The organism is Paenibacillus sepulcri, from assembly GCF_042647105.1.
Lineage (GTDB): Bacteria > Bacillota > Bacilli > Paenibacillales > Paenibacillaceae > Paenibacillus_Z > Paenibacillus_Z sepulcri.
In genome coordinates, this window is the sequence record NZ_JBHRUP010000001.1 from 3,832,555 (window position 1) to 3,854,760 (window position 22,206).

18 protein-coding genes are annotated in these 22,206 nt (G+C 55.1%); 3 read left to right on the forward strand and 15 right to left on the reverse strand.

Annotation, left to right across the window (positions count from 1 at the left end):
* Positions 1-24 precede the first annotated feature (24 nt).
* From ACFOLF_RS16875 to ACFOLF_RS16905, 7 genes are all read right to left on the reverse strand, one after another.
* The gene (locus ACFOLF_RS16875) at positions 25-1,569 is read right to left on the reverse strand and encodes a hypothetical protein (protein ID WP_210046163.1); all 1,545 of its coding nucleotides are present in this window, start codon (positions 1,567-1,569) and stop codon (positions 25-27) included.
* 23 nt (positions 1,570-1,592) lie between these two features.
* Complete coding sequence (locus ACFOLF_RS16880) at positions 1,593-2,588, reverse strand: hypothetical protein (protein ID WP_210046164.1); 996 nt, start codon at positions 2,586-2,588, stop codon at positions 1,593-1,595.
* A gap of 8 nt (positions 2,589-2,596) precedes the next feature.
* The gene (locus tag ACFOLF_RS16885; protein ID WP_210046165.1) at positions 2,597-3,223 is read right to left on the reverse strand and encodes a glycoside hydrolase domain-containing protein; all 627 of its coding nucleotides are present in this window, start codon (positions 3,221-3,223) and stop codon (positions 2,597-2,599) included.
* Positions 3,224-3,380: 157 nt separating this feature from the next.
* Positions 3,381-4,046 (reverse strand): response regulator, encoded by a 666-nt coding sequence (locus ACFOLF_RS16890; protein ID WP_210046166.1) that lies wholly within the window; start codon positions 4,044-4,046, stop codon positions 3,381-3,383.
* Positions 4,043-5,260 (reverse strand): ATP-binding response regulator, encoded by a 1,218-nt coding sequence (locus ACFOLF_RS16895; protein WP_210046167.1) that lies wholly within the window; start codon positions 5,258-5,260, stop codon positions 4,043-4,045. Before ACFOLF_RS16895 ends, ACFOLF_RS16890 begins: the two co-directional genes overlap by 4 nt.
* Positions 5,257-8,568 (reverse strand): ATP-binding protein, encoded by a 3,312-nt coding sequence (locus ACFOLF_RS16900; protein ID WP_210046168.1) that lies wholly within the window; start codon positions 8,566-8,568, stop codon positions 5,257-5,259. The genes ACFOLF_RS16895 and ACFOLF_RS16900 overlap by 4 nt, the downstream gene beginning before the upstream one ends.
* Entirely contained in the window at positions 8,558-9,181 is a 624-nt protein-coding gene (locus ACFOLF_RS16905; RefSeq protein ID WP_210046169.1) for a hypothetical protein, read from the reverse strand. The genes ACFOLF_RS16900 and ACFOLF_RS16905 overlap by 11 nt, the downstream gene beginning before the upstream one ends.
* A 181-nt stretch (positions 9,182-9,362) precedes the next feature.
* On the opposite strand from ACFOLF_RS16905, the gene ACFOLF_RS16910 reads away from it, so the two are divergent.
* Positions 9,363-10,142 carry a glucosamine-6-phosphate deaminase gene (locus ACFOLF_RS16910; protein WP_210046170.1) on the forward strand — a complete coding sequence of 260 codons (780 nt, stop codon included), beginning with the start codon at positions 9,363-9,365 and terminating at the stop codon, positions 10,140-10,142.
* 3 nt (positions 10,143-10,145) lie between these two features.
* Positions 10,146-11,330, forward strand: a complete 1,185-nt coding sequence (locus ACFOLF_RS16915) for an N-acetylglucosamine-6-phosphate deacetylase (protein ID WP_210046171.1) — start codon at positions 10,146-10,148, stop codon at positions 11,328-11,330.
* Between the two features lie 49 nt (positions 11,331-11,379).
* Here the strand turns inward: ACFOLF_RS16915 and ACFOLF_RS16920 are convergent, their stop codons facing one another.
* From ACFOLF_RS16920 to speE, 4 genes are all read right to left on the reverse strand, one after another.
* The gene (locus tag ACFOLF_RS16920; RefSeq protein WP_210046172.1) at positions 11,380-11,625 is read right to left on the reverse strand and encodes a DUF7667 family protein; all 246 of its coding nucleotides are present in this window, start codon (positions 11,623-11,625) and stop codon (positions 11,380-11,382) included.
* Positions 11,626-11,798: 173 nt separating this feature from the next.
* Entirely contained in the window at positions 11,799-12,308 is a 510-nt protein-coding gene (locus ACFOLF_RS16925; protein ID WP_210046173.1) for a DNA-deoxyinosine glycosylase, read from the reverse strand.
* Between the two features lie 115 nt (positions 12,309-12,423).
* Complete coding sequence (gene speB / locus ACFOLF_RS16930) at positions 12,424-13,293, reverse strand: agmatinase (protein ID WP_210046174.1); 870 nt, start codon at positions 13,291-13,293, stop codon at positions 12,424-12,426.
* A gap of 21 nt (positions 13,294-13,314) precedes the next feature.
* Positions 13,315-14,142: a polyamine aminopropyltransferase gene (gene speE / locus ACFOLF_RS16935; RefSeq protein WP_210046175.1), complete on the reverse strand. Its 828-nt coding sequence runs from the start codon at positions 14,140-14,142 to the stop codon at positions 13,315-13,317.
* A 322-nt stretch (positions 14,143-14,464) separates the two neighbouring features.
* Here speE and ACFOLF_RS16940 point away from each other — a divergent pair, with 322 nt between their 5' ends.
* On the forward strand, positions 14,465-16,489 hold the full coding sequence (locus tag ACFOLF_RS16940) for a transglycosylase domain-containing protein (protein ID WP_379114371.1): 2,025 nt from the start codon (positions 14,465-14,467) through the stop codon (positions 16,487-16,489).
* 1,042 nt (positions 16,490-17,531) lie between these two features.
* Here the strand turns inward: ACFOLF_RS16940 and ACFOLF_RS16945 are convergent.
* The 4 genes from ACFOLF_RS16945 to ACFOLF_RS16960 are packed head-to-tail and all read right to left on the reverse strand — an operon-like array spanning position 17,532 to position 22,135.
* Positions 17,532-18,848: a CehA/McbA family metallohydrolase gene (locus tag ACFOLF_RS16945; protein ID WP_210046177.1), complete on the reverse strand. Its 1,317-nt coding sequence runs from the start codon at positions 18,846-18,848 to the stop codon at positions 17,532-17,534.
* 16 nt (positions 18,849-18,864) lie between these two features.
* A complete protein-coding gene (locus ACFOLF_RS16950; protein ID WP_210046178.1) occupies positions 18,865-19,737 on the reverse strand; it encodes a carbohydrate ABC transporter permease in 873 nt (290 codons plus the stop codon).
* 3 nt (positions 19,738-19,740) lie between these two features.
* A complete protein-coding gene (locus ACFOLF_RS16955; protein WP_210046179.1) occupies positions 19,741-20,616 on the reverse strand; it encodes an ABC transporter permease subunit in 876 nt (291 codons plus the stop codon).
* Positions 20,617-20,674: 58 nt separating this feature from the next.
* Positions 20,675-22,135: an extracellular solute-binding protein gene (locus tag ACFOLF_RS16960; protein ID WP_210046180.1), complete on the reverse strand. Its 1,461-nt coding sequence runs from the start codon at positions 22,133-22,135 to the stop codon at positions 20,675-20,677.
* Between the last annotated feature and the right edge of the window lie 71 nt (positions 22,136-22,206).

A 22,206-nucleotide genomic window follows, 5' to 3' on the forward strand; every position in this document is an offset into this window, starting at 1 on the left:
TCCTGTTCAAGATTATCAATCGGTTCATGGCGCTTTATAAATGACGTCCAGCAGCAGATCGCCGGTTTGGCTGGAAAAACGAAGATTCTGGAACGCGAACACGCCGCCGCCCGGTGGGATGAAGTGGCTTTGCGACATGTCGACTTCCACATGGCCCAGAGCATTTTGCAGCGCGGTATGCAGCACGCTCACTTTATCGGCGACGATTCCGCCCAGCATCTCCAGCATCGTTCCTTTGCTGATGCCAAGCAGCTTCGGGATCCAGGATACGCCGTTCTCCACGACGCCGAAGCCGCTGGCATCGTCTTTGGTCTGCTTGAAATCGCCGATGCTGTAATTCAGCTGCGAATTCACGGAGAAATCGGATGTTCCTCCCGGAGTCGTCAGCGTAACGGACCCGCTGACAGGCTGATTTCCCGCTGCTTCCAATCGGGCCGTTTCCGTGCCTAGAGGACCCAGCGTATGCTCCGTATACGAGAACGATCCTTCGATACTGCCCGAGATATCCAAACGGTTCGTCCCCGGGGCGATTGCGATTTCGAGCCAATAGCTGCGGGACTGCTCCACCTTCCGGTCAACGAGATCCCGGCTCGTATGGCTGCTGGAATCCTGGAAGACAAAGCGCCGCTTCAAGCCGTCGACAACGGGACTTGCGCCAAGCTCCTTCATAAATTGCGGCATCAGATAATTGTCCAGCAGCACTTCCTTGCGTATCGCCATGATGCCGGATACGAGTCCCTGCGTACCGTCGATCATCGCCGGATTGATCCAGTCATCCGAAAGCTTGATCCGCGCCGCATTACGATCATCCGGCAAATTCCGTCCCGAGAACATCCCGAGATAACTGAGCGCCGCAGCGTCAGCCGCCTTCCAATTGGCATGAACGTCAAACACGAAGTCCGTCATCGCAAACGTCGGGGTCTGATGCTTGGTGTTGCGCCGCACGACGGTACCGAGCATAAATTCGCCCATTTCGCCTTGAAGCAGATTGTTGAGACAGCTCAGTGTTCTGGTGCGGGCATATTGGGAGACAGCGGCCGGTATGGAGACGTTCTTGTTGTCCGACAAGAGCAGATCGACTTCCGTCAGCTTCATAAATAAATATTCGATGGAAAATACATCATCCGGCAGCCCGCTGGCATCGATCGTTTTCTGGACCGTTTCGTACGCGGCCGGATCAATCGAGGCGATCGTCTCGAGATCGACCGGCTTTTTGTCCAAATCCGTAATGAACGATAAGCTCCAGTTGGAAATCGCTTGATCCGCAGCCTGCTCCTCGTCCTCGTCATAGTAATGGACATTGCCCGATTTCAACGTTAAAGTCACCTTCACCTGGCCGAGCTTCCCGTCCTCTACATTCAGGCTCACCTCGAGCGGAGCGATTTCGGCCGTCAAGCCGAATCTGGATGGAGTGCCGTCATTCTTCTTCGGATAAATGTCCAGCGTGTCGCTAAATTGCTTCCGCCGCTTCCACGCCTTCCACGCATAAGCCATTTGGCTGTTGATCGCCTTCTGGGAAATCGCCAGGCACAAATCGAAGTCCGTAAGCAGATTTTTACTGTCGTTCATATTCAATCTCTCCTTTGCAAAAGTTAGGGTGTGCTCTTCGTCCGGTCAATCGTTTTGCTGGTCAAATATCCGGCGTGACTAATGCCCAGCAGTGCCAGCAAGCCTTCGCTGACGGCCGGAAATTCCGTGAGGCCGCCGGGAGCCCGGCTGTTGAACAGCTGCAGCAGCAGCGCAGCATAGCTGGCCGCGGCAATGATCGTGAAGAAAAACATCTGCAGCTTCGCCATGTCGACAATATTCACGTTCTTCACTTCTTCGCCCTTGAACATATCGGTCCATGACGCATCGGAAAAGTTCGCATTGGCGTACAAGATGCCGTCGCTTCCTTCGACGTCCGCGGGCTGAAGCTTATCGGCCTCGTCGGGGGAAATCGTTTTGGCCTGCTTGGTCGTATGAATGAGCGGCGTTGCGACCAAAGAAGTGAAGCTGATGCCCATAAGCGCCCATAAATGCCAATCCATCGCGATATTGAGGGCATTCCCGATATCCTGCAGACCGTAAATGCGCAGCGATGCTGCGGAGTAATAAGCGGACAGCAGCATGATCGTCCAAAGCAGCGTCTGAAATCTCGACAAGCTGATTAAATTGCGTTCATTCACGAGCAGGCCCAGCGGCCTGCCCGTAATATGCAGGCTGACGATCAGAAAAAAACTGGATATGAGCGCAATCGATCCGATCCACAAGGCACCCTGGCCGCGGCTTGCCTGCTCGCTTAGGTCAGCCGCCTGTTTCTGCACCGCTTGGGCAGCGGCTGGCTGCGGGTCGGCCTGGAATACAGCGAGAATCCGGTTTATTTCGGTTTTCATCAAGGGGATATAGGAGACGTCCTGCATTGTCAGCTCCCTGCCGAAGAGCTGCTGCTCCAGTTCGATAACGAGTGATCTGGTCTCCGGTTTGGCCAGATTCACATAGGCAAGGACGCCTGGAAGAATGAGCAGCAGCAATAAAATAGCGAGCAGGCCGGCAGCTCCGGTGAAGCCGATCTTCTTCGGCGAGGGTGCAAGCCGCACTTGTGCCATCGTTCCGGTCACTCTCCCTGCACCTGGAAGCCGCCGCCGCGGCCCGAAGATATATTCGTGTCGACCGGTATGCCAGCTACCATAGCGCCCGCCAGCTGCTTGATATTCCAATCGCTGAACGAAGCATAACCGCTCCAGCCCCTTGACTCGGCCAGCCAGGCGTATGCAATGCCGCCGCTGAAAGCATCCCGCATATGCCGGCAGGTAAGACCGGACCCGTAGATGCCGATGTCATACAACGTTCCGGCTGCCGCTTCCTCGCGGAAAGCATCGATGACCCCCTGCATATACCGGCTTACACCACCGGACAGCTCCTCCTGCGAGGCATCGAAATCAACGGTAAAGTAAATCGGCGTGTTCGCAGGCTGACCGATGGAACGGGCATACCGGTGGGCATCGCAGCCGTCCCTTTTCCCGGCAGCATACGAGAAATAGCCCGGTGAAGTGGGAAATCCGTTCTCCCATACCGCAACGAGATGCAGTCCCGCCCCGGACAAAGCCTCCGCCTCCTTGCGGGTCACATTCTTGCCCGGGTTGTTCCGGTTGTAATACCTGCATACAAAGTCATATCCCGCTTCCTTGATGGCAGCGGCGAGCGAATGGCAGTTGACCGTCGTATCGACGCCTTTTCCCATTGACGCTCCTCCCTTCTTCCTTTGGAGTAAGATGGTCTTGCTGATTCAGTTATACAGGGAATGATTGTCATCCCGACAGTTACGGATGTCGGCATTCTTGTCATATGACAAGAAAAACAAAAAACCGACCCGCAAGGGTCGGCGTGTCTATCGCTATTTATAATTGCAATTGTTTCAGCACAAGCATCGCTTTCGCCCGGTCGCTTACTCCGATCTTCGAGTAAATGACACTGACATAATTGCGAATGGTGCCCTCGTGCATATACAGCGCTTTGGCAATTTGCTTGTTGGTCAGTCCTTGCGCCATAAGACTTGCGATTTCCGCCTCGCGCCCGGTCAGGCGGATTTCGTTCTGAATGGCGTGGAGAGAGCCGCTTGTAAGCTCCGCGGCCGCCGAAAGCCTGGTCAAATTCGCAGCCAGCTTGGCGGCGATAACGGCAGGCATCATCAGCTGCCCGGCTGCGGCGTCGCGTATCGCTTCGATCAGGCGCCTGCCCTCCATGTCCTTCAGCAGGTAACCGCTGGCTCCGTGGCCGAGACCGTCCAGGATATATTGATCATCGGCGAAGGTGGAAAGCAGGAGGATCACGGTATCCGGCGATTCTTCCTTCAACCGCTTCGTGCATTCAATTCCGTTCATGACAGGCATCTGGATATCGAGCAAAACCACATCCGGCTTCGTCGCGCGGGCGGTCTCAAGCGCCTGAAGACCGTTCTCCGCCGTGCCGACCACCTCCAAATCAGGCTGGAGCTCCAGAATCGTCTGCAGGCCGTCCCTCATCAGCGCCTGATCGTCGACAATCAATATGCGCAAGGGTATCATGTTCCCTGCCCCGATTCCGGTACCTGCAGCCGGATGCGCAGCTCCGCGCCTTCATCCGCAGCCGCCTGCAAAGCTAACGTGCCATGCACAAACTCCACCTGGTTGCGCAGCGCAGTGAGGCCGAATCCGTAGCGGAAGCCATCAGGATCCAGACCGTTGTTGCGGAGAGCAAAATCGATGAGGCTGCCGCCGCAGGTCAACCGGAAATGGAAGCAGGTGCTTCTCCCATGGCGGATGCCGTTCGTCAGCCCTTCCTGCAGCGCGTGGCAGATCAGCTTGATTTGATAGAACGTCAGCTGTGGCAGCGGCTCGATCCGGCAGTTGATTTGAACGCCCGCGTACGCCTCAGTCTCCCGAACGATCCGTTCAAGGTCTTTTTGCAGATCGATCGTCTCCCGCTGCTCCGCCAGTTGATGGACAGAGCTGCGGATTTCGTCCAGGCCTTTGCGGACGAGCTGCTGCGCCAGCTCCATTTTCTCCGAAGCCCGCAATGCGTCGATTTCGATCAGATATTTGCCTGCTTCGAGTTGGACCACCGCCGCCGTTAGCGTATGGCCGACGACGTTGTGAATGTCTCTGGCGATGCGGTTGCGTTCCTCCAGCACCGAGATTTCCATCATCGCCTCGTAAGCCTGCCGAATGGATGCCTGCAGTTCTCTTGCCCGCAGCTCCAGCTCCCGCGTCCGCTCGCGCACTTTCTCCTCCAGGGTCTCCTTGTCGGCGACGACTCCGCTGAGAAACTGGTAGGTGCGGATCGAGGTGTACACCGTACTGAACAGCTTGGTGCTGGTCAATTCTGTTTTTTCCTTATAATCGCTGATATCGTAGGCCCGAATCACCGTATGCTCCGGCGCCTGCCCCGGCTGACCCGTCCGCAGAATGATGCGGACAAGCTGATTGCCCAGCACCTCCCGCAAAACCTTGACGAGCGTCAGTCCGGAATCGTCCTGCTCCATTACCACGTCAAGCAGCACCACGGCGATATCCGGATGCTCCCCCAGAAATCCGATCGCTTCGGAAGCGGAGTACGCGCTCATAAACTGCAATTTTCTGCCCTCGAACATATGTCTTTCCAGCACCAGCTTCGTTACCCTGTGAATATCCCGGTCATCGTCGACAATCAAAAATTTCCAATAGCGGACCGCCTCCTGATCCGCCGGCTCTTCATCAGGCAGCAGAAGCATATCGGAAGCCTCTAAAACCGTATCGTTCATCCCGCTCCCTCCATCTGTACGCTTTGTAATGGCAGCACCATCTGAAACGCTGTCCCATAGCCCGGGACGCTGTCGCACACAATCGTACCTCCCCAGGTTTGCACCACCAGGTTGTACACGATGCTAAGGCCAAGACCGGTCCCTCCTTGACCGCGTTTGGTCGTGACGAACGGATCGAAGATCCGCGGCAGCAAGCGGGGCTCGATGCCCGTGCCGTCGTCCGAGAAGGTGACGATCAGCGACTGTCCATCGGATTCGGCCCGAATGACAATCGTTCCTTCCTGCGATTCGTCGTATGCATGCAGCAGCGAATTCAACAGCAAGTTCGTGATGATTTGGAATAAAGCGCCCGGGTACCCGTCAATCTCCAGCGAGTCGTCGACGTTCAGGACGATCCGGTGACGGCTTTGCTTTAATTTTGGCGAAAGGCTCAGCAAAATATCACCGATATAGGCCTTCACCCGGAATGAGCGCCGCTGCTCGAACGTCTGATCAACGGCAACCTGCTTGAAGCTGGAAATCAGCTTCTCGGTGCGCTGTAAATTATCCAGCAGAATGGATGCCGTCTCCCCGCACTCGGCAAAATACGCTTCCAGATCGCTCCGCCGCAGCACGCCCTGACTGTAGCTGTCCAGCAGCTCCTTCGACCTCTCCACCAAATGGGACGATGCCGTCACGCCAATCCCGACCGGAGTGTTGATTTCATGCGCAACGCCCGCCACGAGCTCGCCAAGCGAAGCAAGCTTCTCCGACTGGATAAGCCGGTTTCTCGCCTGCCGGAGAGAGGCCAGCGTCTCCTCGAGCTGCTCGGTCCGCTCCTTCACCCGCTGCTCCAGCGTCTGGTTCCATTTCGCGAGCTGCAGATGCAGCCGGATTCGCGCCATCAGCTCACGTTTGACGACGGGCTTCGTCACATAGTCGTTGGCGCCGGCGTCGAAGCCTTCGATTAAATCGCTGTCCAGCGGCTTGGCCGTTAAAAAAATGACCGGCAGCTCGTTGGCCGAATACAGCCTGCGAATGCGCGAGCATACTTCGAAGCCTGTCATTTTGGGAAGCATGACATCGAGCACCGCAAGATCCGGCTTGTCTCCGCCCTCGATGATATGGAGCGCCTGGATCGGGTCTGACGCCTCGATAACGGTATAGCCTGCCATCGTCAAATGATTGCGCAGCACTTGAAGGTTGACCGGATCGTCATCCAGGATCAGGATCCGTTCCGGGCTTCCGCTTTTGCCACCTGCCGTTGTCTCCCATGACTCCTGCGGCGTTACGCCGCTTGCTTGAACGGCGGCGGTGTCTGTCGGCAGGCTCTCGAAAGTCTCAGTCCGCTGCGGCTGAGGGTGCCGGGACGGCCTTTGCAGCGTGAAGACGATGCTTGCCCCTCCGCCGGTCGTCGAATCCACGCCGATTCTTCCCCCATGCAGCTCGACGAGCTTCTTGGTAACGGAGAGACCAAGCCCCGTGCCTTCGTGCGCAGCGCCCTCTCCCTGCTCATAAGCGGTAAACATACGTTCCCGCAATTCATCCGGAATGCCGATTCCCGTGTCCGTCACCCGTATTTCCACTTCATCCCCAAGAGCCGAAGCGGTGACCGTAATGCTGCCGGATTCCGTAAATTTGACCGAATTCCCGATCAGATTATGCAAAATTTGCTGCAGCCTGTTCCCGTCGGCCAGCACGGCCAACTGCTCCGGCACTTCGTTGGCCAGCTTAACCTTCTTCCCGGGCAGCAGCGGTTCGTTCAACTGCAGCACAGTGCCGACGACGCTGCGCAAATCGATCTCCGCCCGGTGCAATTTCAGCTCTCTGTTGTTTAATTGGGCATAATCCAGCACATCTCCCACCAGAGTGGTCAGCCGCCGCCCACTCGCGACGACAAGCTGCAGGTTGCGGACAGCCTGATCCGGCAGTTCCCCGGCTACCCCGTCGATCAGCGACTCGGACAGTCCGATCATGCCGTGAAGAGGGGTTCTCAGTTCATGAGACGTATGGGCAAGAAACTCGTCCTTCAGCTTATCCATGGCGAGCAGCCTGCTGGACATCTGCTCGACTTCGGTGAACGCCTGGACAAATCTGCGTGCCAGAATGAGCGACTGCATCGAGATGAAGACAAGCAAGCCATAAGGAGCCAGCGATCCCAGATGCGTCATCTCGCTCATGTATAGAAAATCATGCAGAATGGTTCCCGCCAAGGCGGCATACCCGATGAGAAAAACCAGCGTGCCCGCCTGCCGGTCCCGCATTGCCCGAACCAGTACAAATAAGGTATATGCGATCAGGGCGCAGGTGAATAACTCGAACGGTATCAATATTTTGTCATACCACCGCTGCGGGGTCAGCAAGCAAAACAGCGTCGCGCCGCCGCCCGCCGCCTGGGTAACCGTAACCGCCCTACGGGCAAAATACCGAGGATAAAGCGTCTGTACGAACATGGCGATCATGACAAGACCGAAGAAGAATACAGCATAAGGAACTTTGCAAAACAGCTCCCAATTCAGGCCCGGGAGCCAGTTGTAAATGTACCGGTCATTGACAAACAGAATACGGATCGCCACAAGCAGCGAAAAGATTCCCAGATACAGGGCGGAACGCTCACGCCTTCGCAGAATGAACAGCACCAGATGGTAAAGCGCCATAATGGTGCAGGCTCCGAACGAGACAAATGTTCCCTCCATATTCTTTCTGTATAACGTTTCGATCTGTGCCGAAGTGCCGAGCTGTATATTGTTCTGGAAGCCGCTCTTCGTGTAGCTGTAATTCGACAGCTGTATTACAATTTCCAGCATATCTTGACCGGAAGACAGGCGAATCGGCGCCGTTTGCACGATTTGTCTGGCAACCGCGCTCTTCGCATCCGTCCCGACTGTCCCTGCAGACGCAAGAGGCTCGCCGTTAACCCATATCCGGTAAGCCGTAAAAATATTATTTATCTTAAGCGCCAGGGCGCCTTCTTCCGGTTTCACATGAACCTGCAGCCGCAGCGTCGCATAACCGCCGGCAGGGAAGCTGAGATCCTTCACCGCCTCGCGATTCCAATATCCTGGTGATGTAAAATATCCGGTAAGTCCGGGCTTCCTGGGCTCCCGAAAATCATCCGGCGTCAGCAGCTCCGACCAATAAAATTCCCACTCTCCGCCTAGGGAAACCGCCCCTTCCCGCTGAAAGTCCCACCCCGACAAGTCGAGGGTGCCGGCCGCCGCCCGGGAATCCGGATGCGGCTCCCCGCCGCTTGAAGCCATACTGCAGCCGGCCAACCCGATAATGACAAGGGCAAGCAGCGTCAGCAGCCGCATGGTTTTAGACATCATTGAGGAGAAGCAGCTCGTCGCTTAACCGATAGCCGGCATTCAGCGGCAGGTCGGTTCTGTTCGAGAAATCGATCGGCTGATAGCTGTTGGACGGCTCAGAACGGTCCATGATGCCCAGGCGCATATAGGTTTCAGCCACCAGCTCGCTGCAGAAAAAGCTGGATGCGCCTGCCTGGATATGGAGTTTTCCTTCCAGAAGCTCAAAGGCCATCCGTTCGAGCGAAGGGAACGACGCTCCGTGCACCTCGTTGATAAACTGCGTGAGCTTATCCGGGATTTGCGCGTTCCGGTCCCCCTCCAGCAGGCGGAAGGCGAACAGGGCATCGTATTGATCGCTGACATCCGTCGCGATGCGCTCCCGCAGCAGCACCAGCATCGGTCCTGTCTTGATATGGTGCAGCTCCACATCCGGAAGCGTCTGTGTCGTGGTGGATTCCCAGAACAGCAGCTCTTCCACGTCCGGCAGCTTGACGACCATGCCAATATGCGACCAGAGCGAGCCCTCGACCGCCTCTACCTGGATCGCTTCGGGAAAGATTCCGTGGCAAAGCAGCAAATCCCCCGTTTGCAATTTTCCTTTGATTTCGTCATAAGTAACGCGCCTGCTGTTCATAAATCCCCTTCCCTTCGGTGGAAAATTTTAGCTGCCATTCTATTCTATCAAAACATTGATTGACCGTGGAGAGGGAACTTCCAGCAGAGAAAAAGGATTGACGGGCAGATGCGCGCATGATACTTTAATAGCAATTAGTCCTAATGTAGGACAAATTGACGGACAAGAGAGGATGATCGGAATGAGCTTAACTAAAGGGCTTGTAAAAAACCGGACTGTCGAGCTGTTGAAGGTGGAGGTTTATGAGAATCGGATGGCGATGGGACACTCGGCCGCTGAAGCGGCAGCGGCCAAGATGAAGGAGCTCCTGGCGAAGCAGGACGGGATTCGCATGATTTTTGCCGCGGCGCCTTCCCAGAATGAATTCCTGCAAGCGCTCCGCACGACCGACGGCCTGGACTGGTCCCGCGTTACCGCCTTCCATATGGATGAATATATCGGATTATCTCCTGAGGCGCCGGAGCGGTTCAGCGCTTTTCTGCGCAACGGGCTATTCGATTTGGTTCATCCCGGCACGGTTCATCTGATCGACAGCAGCTCCTCCGCAGAGGAGGAATGCCTGCGTTATGCTTCATTGCTGCAGCAGCAGCCAATTGATATTGTCTGTCTGGGCATCGGGGAGAACGGGCATATTGCCTTCAATGATCCTCCGGTTGCCGACTTTAAGGATGATGTATTTGTGAAAAGCGTCGAGCTGGATGAGATCTGCCGGCAGCAGCAGGTCAACGACGGCTGCTTCCCCAATCGGGACGCTGTTCCCACTCACGCCATTACTCTGACGATTCCTGCCCTGTTCTCCGGAGCCCACTTGTTCTGTATGGTGCCGGGCCGGACGAAGGCGGCTGCTGTCGCAGCGACCTTGAACGGGCCTGTCACTACGGATTGCCCTTCTTCCATACTGCGCAGGCATCCGGACTGCACCCTTTATACCGATACCGACTCCTATGGAAAGCAGGACTGAGAGATGTCCTATCCAGAAACGACGGTTATCCGGGGAATTCATTATATAAGCGGCGAGCCTGTTGCCGTCACCATGAAGAGCGGCGTCATCAGCGGGATTCATCGGGAAGAACGGACTGCCGGCGACGAGCTGCTGCCCTGGCTTGCGCCAGGCTTCGTCGATTTGCAGATCAACGGCTGCAGGGGACTGGACTTCAACACGATTCCCATTGCAAAAGGGACCACCATGCAGGTGACGAGGGCTTTGTGGGAGGAAGGTGTTACTTCGTATTACCCGACGGTCATTACCAACGGGGACGACGCCATTGAACAGGCGGTCCGCAGCATTGCCGGGGACTGTCTCGAGGATCCCGCCTCAGAGGCCGGAGTTGCGGGGATTCACCTGGAGGGACCTTTTATCTCGCCGGAGGACGGCCCCCGGGGCGCACATGGCCAATCGCATACCAAAGCTCCGGACTGGGAGCTGTTTCAGCGCTGGCAGGACGCTGCCCGGGGGAAAATCAAACTGATTACGCTATCGCCGGAATGGCCGGGTACGGCAAGCTTTATCGAGAAGTGCGCGAAGGCTGGCGTGCAGGTCTCCATTGGCCATACAGCGGCTGCGGAGGAACAGATCAGAGAGGCTGCCGCAGCCGGCGCCCGCTTATCGACGCATCTGGGCAATGGCGCGCATCTGATGCTGCCCCGCCATCCGAACTATTTGTGGGCGCAGCTGGCCGAAGAGGAGCTGTGGACATGCATTATCGCCGACGGCTTCCATCTGCCCGATTCCGTGCTTAAAGTCGTCCGCAGCGTCAAAGGAAAACGAACCATACTCGTCAGCGATGCGGTTTATTTATGCGGTATGGCTCCAGGAACATATGAAAACCATATTGGCGGAAGGGTTGTCCTGACACCGGAGGGAAGATTGCATCTGGAGCAAAACCCCCGCTTGCTTGCGGGATCGGCCCAAATGCTGCATCGCGGAATAAGCCATATCGCGGGCAGAGGGATTGCCCCCCTCTCCGAGGCTTGCGATATGGCCTCGATTCACCCGTCCGCCCTCATGGGACTTTCATCAGCGGGCGGCTTGACGATTGGCGCCCCTGCGGATCTGGCGGCGTTCGAATGGTCGGGTCATCAGTTGAATGTCGTGCAAACGTATAAGCACGGCAGATTAGTCTATACACGTCCGCAAGCGGACCATTAAGTGCTGCACGCGGCGACGACGACGGCGGCGGCTCAGTTCCGGCTTCGTTTCAGAGGCGCGGCGACGGCCGCCCGTCCAGCTTCTCGATTTTCTCGCAAATCTCGTGCTGCCACTGTGTATCTCCCGTCATGGACGCAAGCAGCGATAAATTGTACAAATTAGCCAGCTGCCTGCAGTAAGAAGCATTGACAGCCATGCAGTGCTCAAAATCAGCCTGCTCCTCTTCGCTTAGGCGGCGCCGTCCTTTCAGGGTCCACAGCTCCGCTAATCGCTCATGTATCGGAAAAATTCCCATCTGCTTTTCGCCTCCTCTACCAGCCATTATGGCCAAAAGAAGAACAAAATCTTCCTGTCCGCAGATTAATGAAGGAAAGAAACTGGCAGAAGCCTTCATCCAAAGGATATATTGATGCTGGTAGGATTACTTTATACAGAAACAGCCTGCTGCGTTCTCATATTCGGCATCTGTCATGGCATCCGCATATAGTCTGCGATGGGCCGCCACGCTCCAATTCTGTCCTCCGTTGTCCGCATCCGGGCTGTCGGGATCGGACTTGTGGACGGCAGGCGCAGCAGGGTCACTCTGTCGTTCATGGCATGCCCGGCAAAATGCTTCTTGTACGTGTCATATGACTTGTTTCCGTTGAATGCGAGCGCGCGGATAGCGGGATATTCGGCCAGCAGCCCCGGCAAATCATTGGGAACGGCTTCGCGGATGCTGGAATCCAGACTGCCCTCACGCTCGCAGGCTGCGATCACATCCCACAGCGCAACGCCCCGCTCCTTCGCAAAAGCCAACCGCTGCCCATAATCCCCGGCAACCACCAGCCCCGCCAAACCATACAGCACCGGCCAGAAATAATTGCGCGGATGGCCGTAATACTGATGCTTCGCCAGCGATGCGGTGCCCGGCATACTGCCCAGCACCAGCAATGTCGATTGCCCGTCAATAATGGGCGGAAACGATTGAACCTCCATTCACACACACCTCCACTTTTGCATCTGAAGCATCTGAAGCATCTGAATACAAAAACAACCGATAGCCGGGTTCAATACCGGAATATCGGCTGCAATAGCACGTTTATAAAAGAATCTACTTGATAAACCCGAGCAGCATCTCGCGGATCACTTTCGCCGCCACGATCTGGGTTTGCTCGGTCGGATCATACGCCGGAGCCACCTCAACGAGGTCACAGCCCACGATGTTAATGCCCGCACGCGCGATGGCATGTACGGATTCAATCAGTTCCTTCGACGTGATGCCGCCCGCTTCCGCGGTACCGGTACCCGGCGCGCAGGAAGGGTCAAGCACATCGATGTCGATCGTCAGGTAGACCGGACGGCCCGCAAGCTCGGGCAGCACCTTCTTAAGCGGTTCAAGCACCTCGAACGGATGGAAATTGATGTTCTCGCGGGCAAACTGCCATTCCTCGCGCGAGCCTGAGCGGATACCGAATTGATAGATATTTTTGCCGCCGATCAGGCCTGCCGCCTTGCGCAGCGGAGTCGAGTGGGACAGCGGCTCTCCTTCATACTGCTCGCGAAGGTCGGCATGCGCATCAAAATGAATGATAGCAAGATCCGGATATTTGGCATAAACCTCCTGAAAGATTGGCCAGGATACGAGATGCTCGCCGCCAAGGCCGACCGGCATCTTGCCGTCCTTCAGCACATCGCGAACGAATTCGCCAATGATATCAAGGGAACGCGCCGCATTGCCGAACGGCAGCAGCAGATCGCCCGCATCGAAGTATTCGATATCCTCCAGACTGCGGTCCAGATAAGGGCTGTATTCCTCCAGGCCGACGGATACCTCGCGGATGCGCGGCGGTCCAAAACGCGAGCCCGGACGGAACGAAACGGTAAAGTCCATCGGCATGCCGTAGATAACAGCCTTGGAAGCGGCGTAATCCTCGGAGCTGAGGATGAACACATTGCCGGAATATTTTTGATCCAGTTTCATATGGTTGATATCCTCTCTGCCCTACTTAATAAGGTCTTCCACGAATCTAGGCAGCACAAAAGCCGCTTTGTGCAGGCGCGGGGTGTAATATTTGGTGTCGATTTCCGGAATTGCGGACTCGTCCACCTCAAGAGGATCGTATTTTTTGCTGCCCATTGTAAAGGTCCACAGACCGCTCGGATAAGTCGGCACATTCGCCCAATATACGCGGACGATCGGGAATACTTCCTTCACATCGCGGTTGACGCTTTCGATCAGATCCGCCTTGAACCAAGGGTTATCCGTTTGCGCAACGAAAATGCCGTCTTCCTTGAGCGCATCGTAGATGCCTTGGTAGAAGCCGCGGGTAAACAGGTTGACAGCCGGACCAACCGGCTCGGTGGAATCCACCATAATGACGTCATATGCGTTCTTGTGATCATGAATATGCATGAAGCCGTCGTTCACGATAACCTCTACACGGGGGTTGTCCAGCTCGCCTGCAATGTTAGGCAGGTATTTCTTCGAATATTCAATAACCTTGCCGTCAATATCGACCAGTACAGCCTTCTCCACCTTCGGATGCTTCATGATCTCGCGGATTACGCCGCCGTCTCCGCCGCCGACTACCAGCACATTTTTAGGATTGGGATGCGTAAACAGCGCAGGATGCGCAACCATTTCGTGATAAACGAACTCGTCCCTGTCCGTTGTCATGACCATGCCGTCCAGAACGAGCATCGTGCCGAATTCTTCGGTTTCGATCATGTCCAGCTTCTGAAAGTCGGTTTGCTCGCTTACATAGGTTTCTTTTATTTTCGCGGTAATGCCATAGGTTTCGGTTTGTTTCTCGGTGTACCACAATTCCATAATGGTTGTCCCTACCTTCATTTTATATACAGGCTCAAATGATATCCTCATGGTTCATACGGCCCATTCTACCTCGTCAATGGTTCAATCTGTATTATAGTAGAACCCCGCGAAAATGCAACCTTTGCAGCAGCCCCTCACAAAAAATTAATGTGACATTTGCCGATTGATGAATAGCCCGTCCTACTAATTTCCATACTAAGGGAAGAAGAAGCTGCATAAACGGTTTTCACATAAGGGGACCAATTGGATGAAAATAACAGGTTCAGGGCAGGGTGGAGCAAAGCGCCGACTGCCCTTTCGTATTCGCCTCGAAAAATGGATGCCGCTGCTGCGCCGCGTAAAACGCCTCTTCATCTATGCGGGCGCAGCGTTCGCGCTGCTGTTGGTCGCGGCCTTCGCCTTCCTGTTCTATTTGCGCACGCAGGCGCTGCCCGTCTCCTCCATCAGCCAGACCTCGCAGATGCTGGACCTGCAGGGCAATGTGATCGATACCTTCCACGCGGAGGAGAACAGGCAGTCCGTTCCGCTTAAATCCATATCGCCCTATCTGATCGAATCGACATTGGCGATCGAGGATCAGCGGTTCTATGACCATCTCGGCTTCGATATCAGAGGAATGGCCCGCGCGGCTGTCGTCAATATTGAGCATTTGAAAGCCAAACAGGGGGCCAGCACGCTTACCCAGCAGCTTGCCCGCAATTTGTATTTGTCCCATGAGCGGACTTGGTCGCGCAAGCTGAAGGAAGCGATGTATACGGTTCAACTGGAAATGACCTACTCCAAGGACGAGATTCTCTCGCTTTATTTGAATCAGATTTATTACGGTCACGGCGCTTACGGAGCGGAAGCCGCAGCGCAGCTGTATTACGGCAAGCATGCTTCCGCGCTGTCGCTTGCGGAGAGCGCCATGCTTGCGGGCATTCCGAAGGGGCCGAAATATTATTCGCCCTACAGCGATATGAAGAATGCCAAGGACCGGCAGAAGACGATTCTGGGCACGATGGTCGATCAAGGCATCATCACGCGCACCATTGCGGACAAGGCCGGGGCCGAGGTGCTGAAATTTCAGCCACTGGGCACGAGCAAGCAGGATGGAACCGCGCCGTATTTCCGCGATTATGTTCATCTGATTGCCGTTGACAAGCTCGGGATTGACGAGCGGCTGCTGAGCGAGGGCGGTATCCGCATCTTTACAACACTCGATGGGGATGCCCAGCGGGCGGCCGAGGACGCCGTCGCGGCAGGCATTCCCGCAACCTCGGAGCAGCAGGCGGCGCTCGTATCCATCGATCCGAGGAACGGCTATATCAAGGCGATGGTCGGCGGCCGCGATTACAAAACCAATCAATTCAACCGCGCTTTCGCCAATACGCGCCAGCCCGGGTCATCCTTCAAGCCGGTGCTGTATCTGACGGCGCTTCAGGAAGGAGCCATGACGCCGGTATCCCGCTTCAAAAGCGCGCCGACGGTCTTTACCTACGATGAAGGACGTAAAACTTACGCCCCGAGCAACTATAACGACAAGTATACCGGCGACTTTATTGATATGCGGCAGGCGATCGCCAGCTCCGACAATATCTATGCCGTGAACACCATTATGGCTGTGGGACCGGAGAAGGTTATTGCGATGGCGCGACGGCTGGGGATCGACAGCCCCATGCAGCCTCTCCCTTCGCTGGCGCTGGGCACCTTTCCAATCAGTCCCTTCGAGATGGCTTCGGCCTTCGGCACCTTTGCCAACGCCGGCGTCCACGTGGAGCCGACGGCGATCCTGCGCATCGAGGACAGCAAGGGCGAGGTGCTGTATCAGGCCAAGCCGGAGTCCGCGCAGGTGGTCTCCCCGGCACAGACGTATGTGCTGACCAGTCTGATGGAGAGCGTCTTTGACACTGGCGGCACAGGGAGCCGCGTCGCGGCAATGATCAAGCGGCCCGTCGCAGGCAAGACGGGAACGACGGCGACCGATGCCTGGCTGGTCGGCTATACGCCGGAGCTTGCCACCGCCGTCTGGGTCGGCTACGACAAGGACCGCAAGCTTACCACGGCTGAAGCGCACCGCGCCGCGCCGATCTTCGCCTCCTATACGGAGAAGGCTCTTGAAGCCGTGCCGCCCAAGCTGTTTCCGATGCCAAGCGGCGTCGTGTCTGTCTATATCGACCCCACCAGCGGCAAGCTGGCTGCGAACTCCTGTGCCAACAAGCGGCTGGAGACCTTCGTCAGCGGCACCCAGCCGACTGAGGTATGCGGCGACCACGGGGATACCGCTCCTGCAGCGGCCGGCGACGGCGCGGTGCATGAAGAGACCTCGTGGTGGAAGCAGCTTAAGCGCTGGTGGACGGATTAGGCTTGGCCTGTCTTGGGGATTTCCGACTGGTCAGTCCTAGAAAGTTGCCGCCGTTCCTGGGGATGGCGGCACAACGCGAAGATCCAAGGTAGCTCTCAAAGGGACGAGCGTATTGCAGCAAGGTTTTTCCGGCTTCCAAGGCCGACTTCCGGAGCTGCGGTCCGTGTACGCGGGATTTTCCTTGCTGCGAGAGGTCGTTTGAGCCCTGTGGGTGTATTACCGGCACTGCAGCAAGGTTTTTCCGGCTTCTATGGCCGATTTCCGGAGCTGCGGTTCGTGTACGCGGGATTTTCCTTGCTGCGAGAGGTCGTTTGAGCCCTGTGGGTGTATTACCGGCACTGCAGCAAGGTTTTTCCGGATTCTATGGCCAACTTCTGGAGCTGCGGTCCGTGTACGCGGGATTTTCCTTGCTGCGAGAGGTCGTTGGAGCCCTGTGGGTGTGTTACCGGCACTGCAGCAAGGTTTTTCCGGCTTCTATGGCCGGTTTCCGGAGCTGCGGTTCGTGTACGCGGGATTTTCCTTGCTGCAGCTGCGGTTTGGGCTTTCCTGGTAATAAGTCAGCACCGCAGCTATGTATCTGAGAACATAAGCAATGGAAAGTCTATTGAGAGCAGCCATCGCTGCCGTTTAGATGAATGCTGCCGACAAGTCGGCTGACCAAGAAATAATTTGGAAGCTGAGCTGCAAATCACCCGAAAAATATTTCAAAGGTTCTACTAGCTGACTCCATCATCTACAGGCGCTCACAGGCTTCCAAGAGTATAGGCAAAATTTGTACCGGTGAATATTCAAAAAAGGTCTCCTGCCAAAGGAGACCTTCTTCATGTTCAGGAGCAGCGAAGCGGGCGGGAGCATGCAGTAACCTATAAATCGAACGGTCAGAACATACTTTGCAGGAAAACTGCCATTGCGGGAAGCCTGCTTCGGAAGCAACTGTCCGCCGTCCCGTGTCAGCGGAATCTCCGCCATTACAGAATACCCGTATTCAAGGATCAAGCGACAATAACGATCAAAAGAGCGCAGCCGGTTGTCAATCGAAGTCCTATATGCTTCTGCCTATATAGATTGGGTTGGTCAAACATGTCATAACCGTGCGTTCCATTTCCTTAATATATCGCCTGGACTCCACCCGGTAGAATAAACGGTCTGCCGACCCATCGAAGGCGAAAACAGCCTCTTCATCATCCGTTGTCCATTCTGCCTCCACGCCCCGGTCGGACCAGAGACTGATCCGGTCTCCTCCTTGCAGCTTGCTGGCTTCAATAAGCAGCGGCACAACTGCCGCAGGACTTACCGGGGCAATCGTATCGCCGATACCCTGCATGCCGGATGACAATGTGATGAAGCTGTCATCCGGATCAGCGGACAGCACTACGCGGCCCTTGCGTATGCCATTCAGCAAGCCCTCTACTGTCTCCGACTCGGTCCAGATCGAGGACACCGGTCTGCCGTGCATGACGAAGCGCTCTGCGCGATGCGTATCGCTGCCGCCAAGCGCCACAATACGCTCTCCCCTGCTGAGCTGCTCCTGCCACCACCGTACAGCCGTTTCGTTCAGCTCTCGCCATGGCCCATTCCATACTTCGATGGCGTCATAAGGAACATCGAAGCCAAGCTCCCAAGGGCAGAGATCGCAGAACGGATGATTCAGGGATACGAATGCGCCCATATCGCGCGCCTTCCAAAGCTCAGACGCAGCGGCATCCGGCGTCAGAACGCGAAAATCGCCGAGCGCATCAAGCTGGCCGAGCAGATTGGCATGCCCTCTGTAGCTTGTCAGCTCTACGCCTGGAATCAAGAGCAGACGGTCGTCATTGGCGAGTGTGAAGCGGTTCTGCGATGCCGTATTATGATCCGTCAGAGCGATAAATTCAAGGCCGCGCTGAGCGCACAGCTCGATCGTCTCGGCAGCGGTATAGCTGCCGTCGCTGTGAATGGTGTGCATATGCAAATCACCCTTCATCCATCGGCTGTAAGCGGGCACGGCAGTTATTTCCACCGTGACTCTGCAGCCCGCCTCCGGCACGCGGTACGCTCCAAGCAGTACCGCCCACGTTCCGGCGGGCAGCGACCCCGCCAAATAACCGGGGGTCGCTTTCTCCACACCGACGAAGAAGGAATCACGCGCGCCTCCGCTCCAGCCCACAATCCGCTCCGGTGATTTCAAGCCGATATCGACAACGGAACCAGCGGAACGGTTATCATAGTGGTAACGGATTTCTATCCGTTCAAACCGCTCATTTGCCACCTCGAAGGGAACCTCTATATAAGTCTGCTCCTCTTCCTTCGTAATAAACCGTTCTTGAATCAAATGAAGGGTTCCCGGCTGCGCTTCATGCTGCGTGAATGATTTTGCCACTATAACCTCTCCTCCTTTATTCCTTGTTCGCTCCAAGCATAATGCCCTTCATGAAATATTTCTGCACAAACGGGTAAACCGCGAGCAGCGGAATAATGCTGATCAGAATGCCCGCCATCCGCACATTGGTCGTCACCAGATAATTGCTGGATACGGAGCTGGTATCGATAATCATCGATTTCAGCGCCACCTGCAGCGTATATTTCATATTGTCGTTAATGAACATAACCGCAGGGGTGAACATATTCCAGCGTCCGACGAACTCGAAGAGGGTAACCGTAGCCAGGCCTGCCGTGGCAAGGCGCATATACATCGTCAGAAAAATACGGAATTCCCCGGCGCCGTCGATCTTGGCCGATTCGGACATCTCATAGGGAACATTCATAAAGAAATTACGCATAAGCAGGATGGAGAAGCCGGACACGAGGCCCGACAAAACCAGTACAGACAACGTATTAATCAGATGCAAATCCTTGTTCACGACATACAGCGGAATCATGACGGCTTCCTGCGGCACCATCATGGTGATCAGAATAAACGTAACCATTACCTTCCGGCCGGGCACATGCGGATGAATCAATACATAGCCCGCAAGCGCCGACAGCAGCACATGCAAAACAGTTCCAACCACGGTAACGATCGCACTGTTCATCAGCGGCCGCCAAATATCAAGGCTTTTCCATACTATGGTGAAGCCTTCGACGCTGAATTCTTTCGGAAACAGGATAATGTCCGGCTGCATGGACGCAAGTCCGGAGGAAAACGCCAGCGATATGACGTTCAGGAACGGAATAATCATCGTCAGCATAAGAACAAGCAGAAAAATAATATTTAGCGCGTCAAAGCATTTATTTTTCCAGCCCAGTCGGTCAAATCGTTCTCCATTCATGGTTTACACCTCATCAAAACGCGTTAGTCGGCGGACAATCAATGTGAGCACAAGCGTCATCAGGACAACAAAGAAGCTCGCCGCTGCGGCAGGGCCGATCTTGATATCCAGAATCCCTTTCTGGAAGGTATACATCATCAATACATCAACCTTGGTCGCAATCGACGGGTTGCGCAGAATAAATACCTGATCGAAAATACGCAGAATACCCAATGTGTTGAGCAGAAAAATAACCTTCATCGTGCCGCTCAGCTGGGGCAGGGTGACGTAACAAAGCTGCTGCCACCTTGAAGCCCCGTCCATCCGGGCCGCCTCATATAGTGAAGGGCTGATGGAAATGATACCTGCAAGGAACAAAATACAGAAATAACCCATGTCCTTCCAGGTGGCAAGCACGATCATAATCCAGCGGGCCCAGCTCGACTCCGCCAGGAAATGAATCGGCGCAATGCCGGCCAGCTTGCCAAGCAGCAGATTAACCAGACCGTTATCGGGAGACAGCAGGAAGATCCAGATGCCCCCGACGACGACCCATGAGAGAAGATGAGGAATATAAATAATCAGCTGCGCCATTTTTTTGTACCAGGTTTGCAGCACTTCATTCAAAGATAAAGCGATTATCAGCGGAGCGATGAAGCTGAGCAGCAGAATACCGCCGCCGATGATAATCGTATTCCAGAAAGCCTCCCAGAAGGAGGGGTCAGCCCATACCAGCTTATAATTATCAAAGCCGACGTAGGGCCGAACACCCATCAGTTTATAATCCTGGAAGCTGATCTGCAGCCCTTTGATGAGGGGGTAGTAGCCATACAGAAGAAAGTAGACTACTACCGGCACCATCATGAGATAAAGAGCCCCATATTTTCGGATGTTTCTCATCTCTTTAACACGTCCAATCCTTCAAACCGGCTTTATGATGATTGCGGTGTTATGTCTATCAGTCGATTAATTTTTTGGCTAACAATTCATCGTGCATCTTCTGGACTGCTTCGTCTGCCGGCATTTGACCCGCCATCGCTTTGAGCGCATAATTCTGAATGATTTTCTCCGCGTCCGCCCAGCCCGGCTGCGCCAGCTCAAGCGTCGCATACTGCTTCACAAGATCCTGCGCTTCCTGCACGCCCGGCAGCTTAGGGAAAGCCGGCTTCACATTCTCGTTGTACCAGAACGGCACGCCGTGATCCATGCTGTGCTCCTTGCCCAGATCCGTCAGTGTAATCGTCGATCCTTCCTTCGTATAATCCAGGCCTTCGACGCCAAGGCTGCCAAGCGTAATGCCTTCCTCCGAATTCCAGTACTCCAGGAATTTCTTGGCTGCATCCGGATGCTCGGCATTGCTTGGGATGATCCAGAAATCAGGGTCGCCGCGGCGCATCATGATCGTTCCATCAGGACCGGGAATGCTCGCGATCCCTTTTGCTTCGAATGTTGTATTCGGATCTTCCTGCTGGCGCAGGTTGTTGAATGTGCCCACCCATGCATCCCAGTATGTGACCATACCGACGCGGTCGGCGAGGAACAGGTTGCGCATTTTACCCGTGTCGTTCGTAATGAAGTTCGGATCCATAATGCCTTCCTTGGTCAGCTTCGCGAACCACTCATACATCGGAATTGCCGCTTCTGTCGCATAAGGAATCGTGCGCTTGCCATCCTCCATCACATACCGGTATTTGAGGCCGGCAGCGCTCATGAAAGCTTGAATGTCATAAAGTCCCGATGTGCTGAGTCCATATGTGTCATCCTTGCCGTTGCCATCGGGATCCTTCTCCTTGAAGGCCTTGAGCACGTTATAATATTCATCCAGAGTCTTCGGTTCGGACAGCTTCAGCTTGTCCAGCCAGTCTTTGCGGATAATCGGCATCGTCCCGCCCTGGAACTTGGAGAAAACAGCTACGATTTTGCCGTCTTTATCCTTTAATTGATCCCATTCTGCTGCAGGAATTACCTTCGGATCGGAAAGAACGGGAGACGATGTGACGAAGTCCGTCAGATCGGAGACCACGCCTTGATCGACAAACTCGCTTAATTTGCCCAGATCGCTTAGTTCAATCAGATCGTATTTCTCACCGGAGCCCAGCGCCGTCAGCACCTTCTGGTCATAGTCGCTCGCTGGCTTCTCCAGAGTAGCTTCAATGCCTGTTTGCGCCTTGATGGTTTCTTCGAATTTCACGTTCTCATCCGGCGTTTTGCCGCCAACATTAGCGGTCAGAATACGCAGCTTCATGTCCCCGGCAGGGGGTGTTGTTGAATTGCCGGCTGCACTGTTATTCGTTGCCGCATTTCCGGATGAATTGGAATTGCCGGCGGCGTTATTCGTTGTATTGGCGTTTCCGCAGGCGGAGAGCAGGAGTGTGCTTGCCAGTGCCAGTGCAGAAGCGGTCTTCATCATCTTGTTCATTTTGTTTTTTTCCTCCTAAAAGTCATCTGTTAAACGGAATGGAATATTCTTTATCGCAAAACATTTAACGG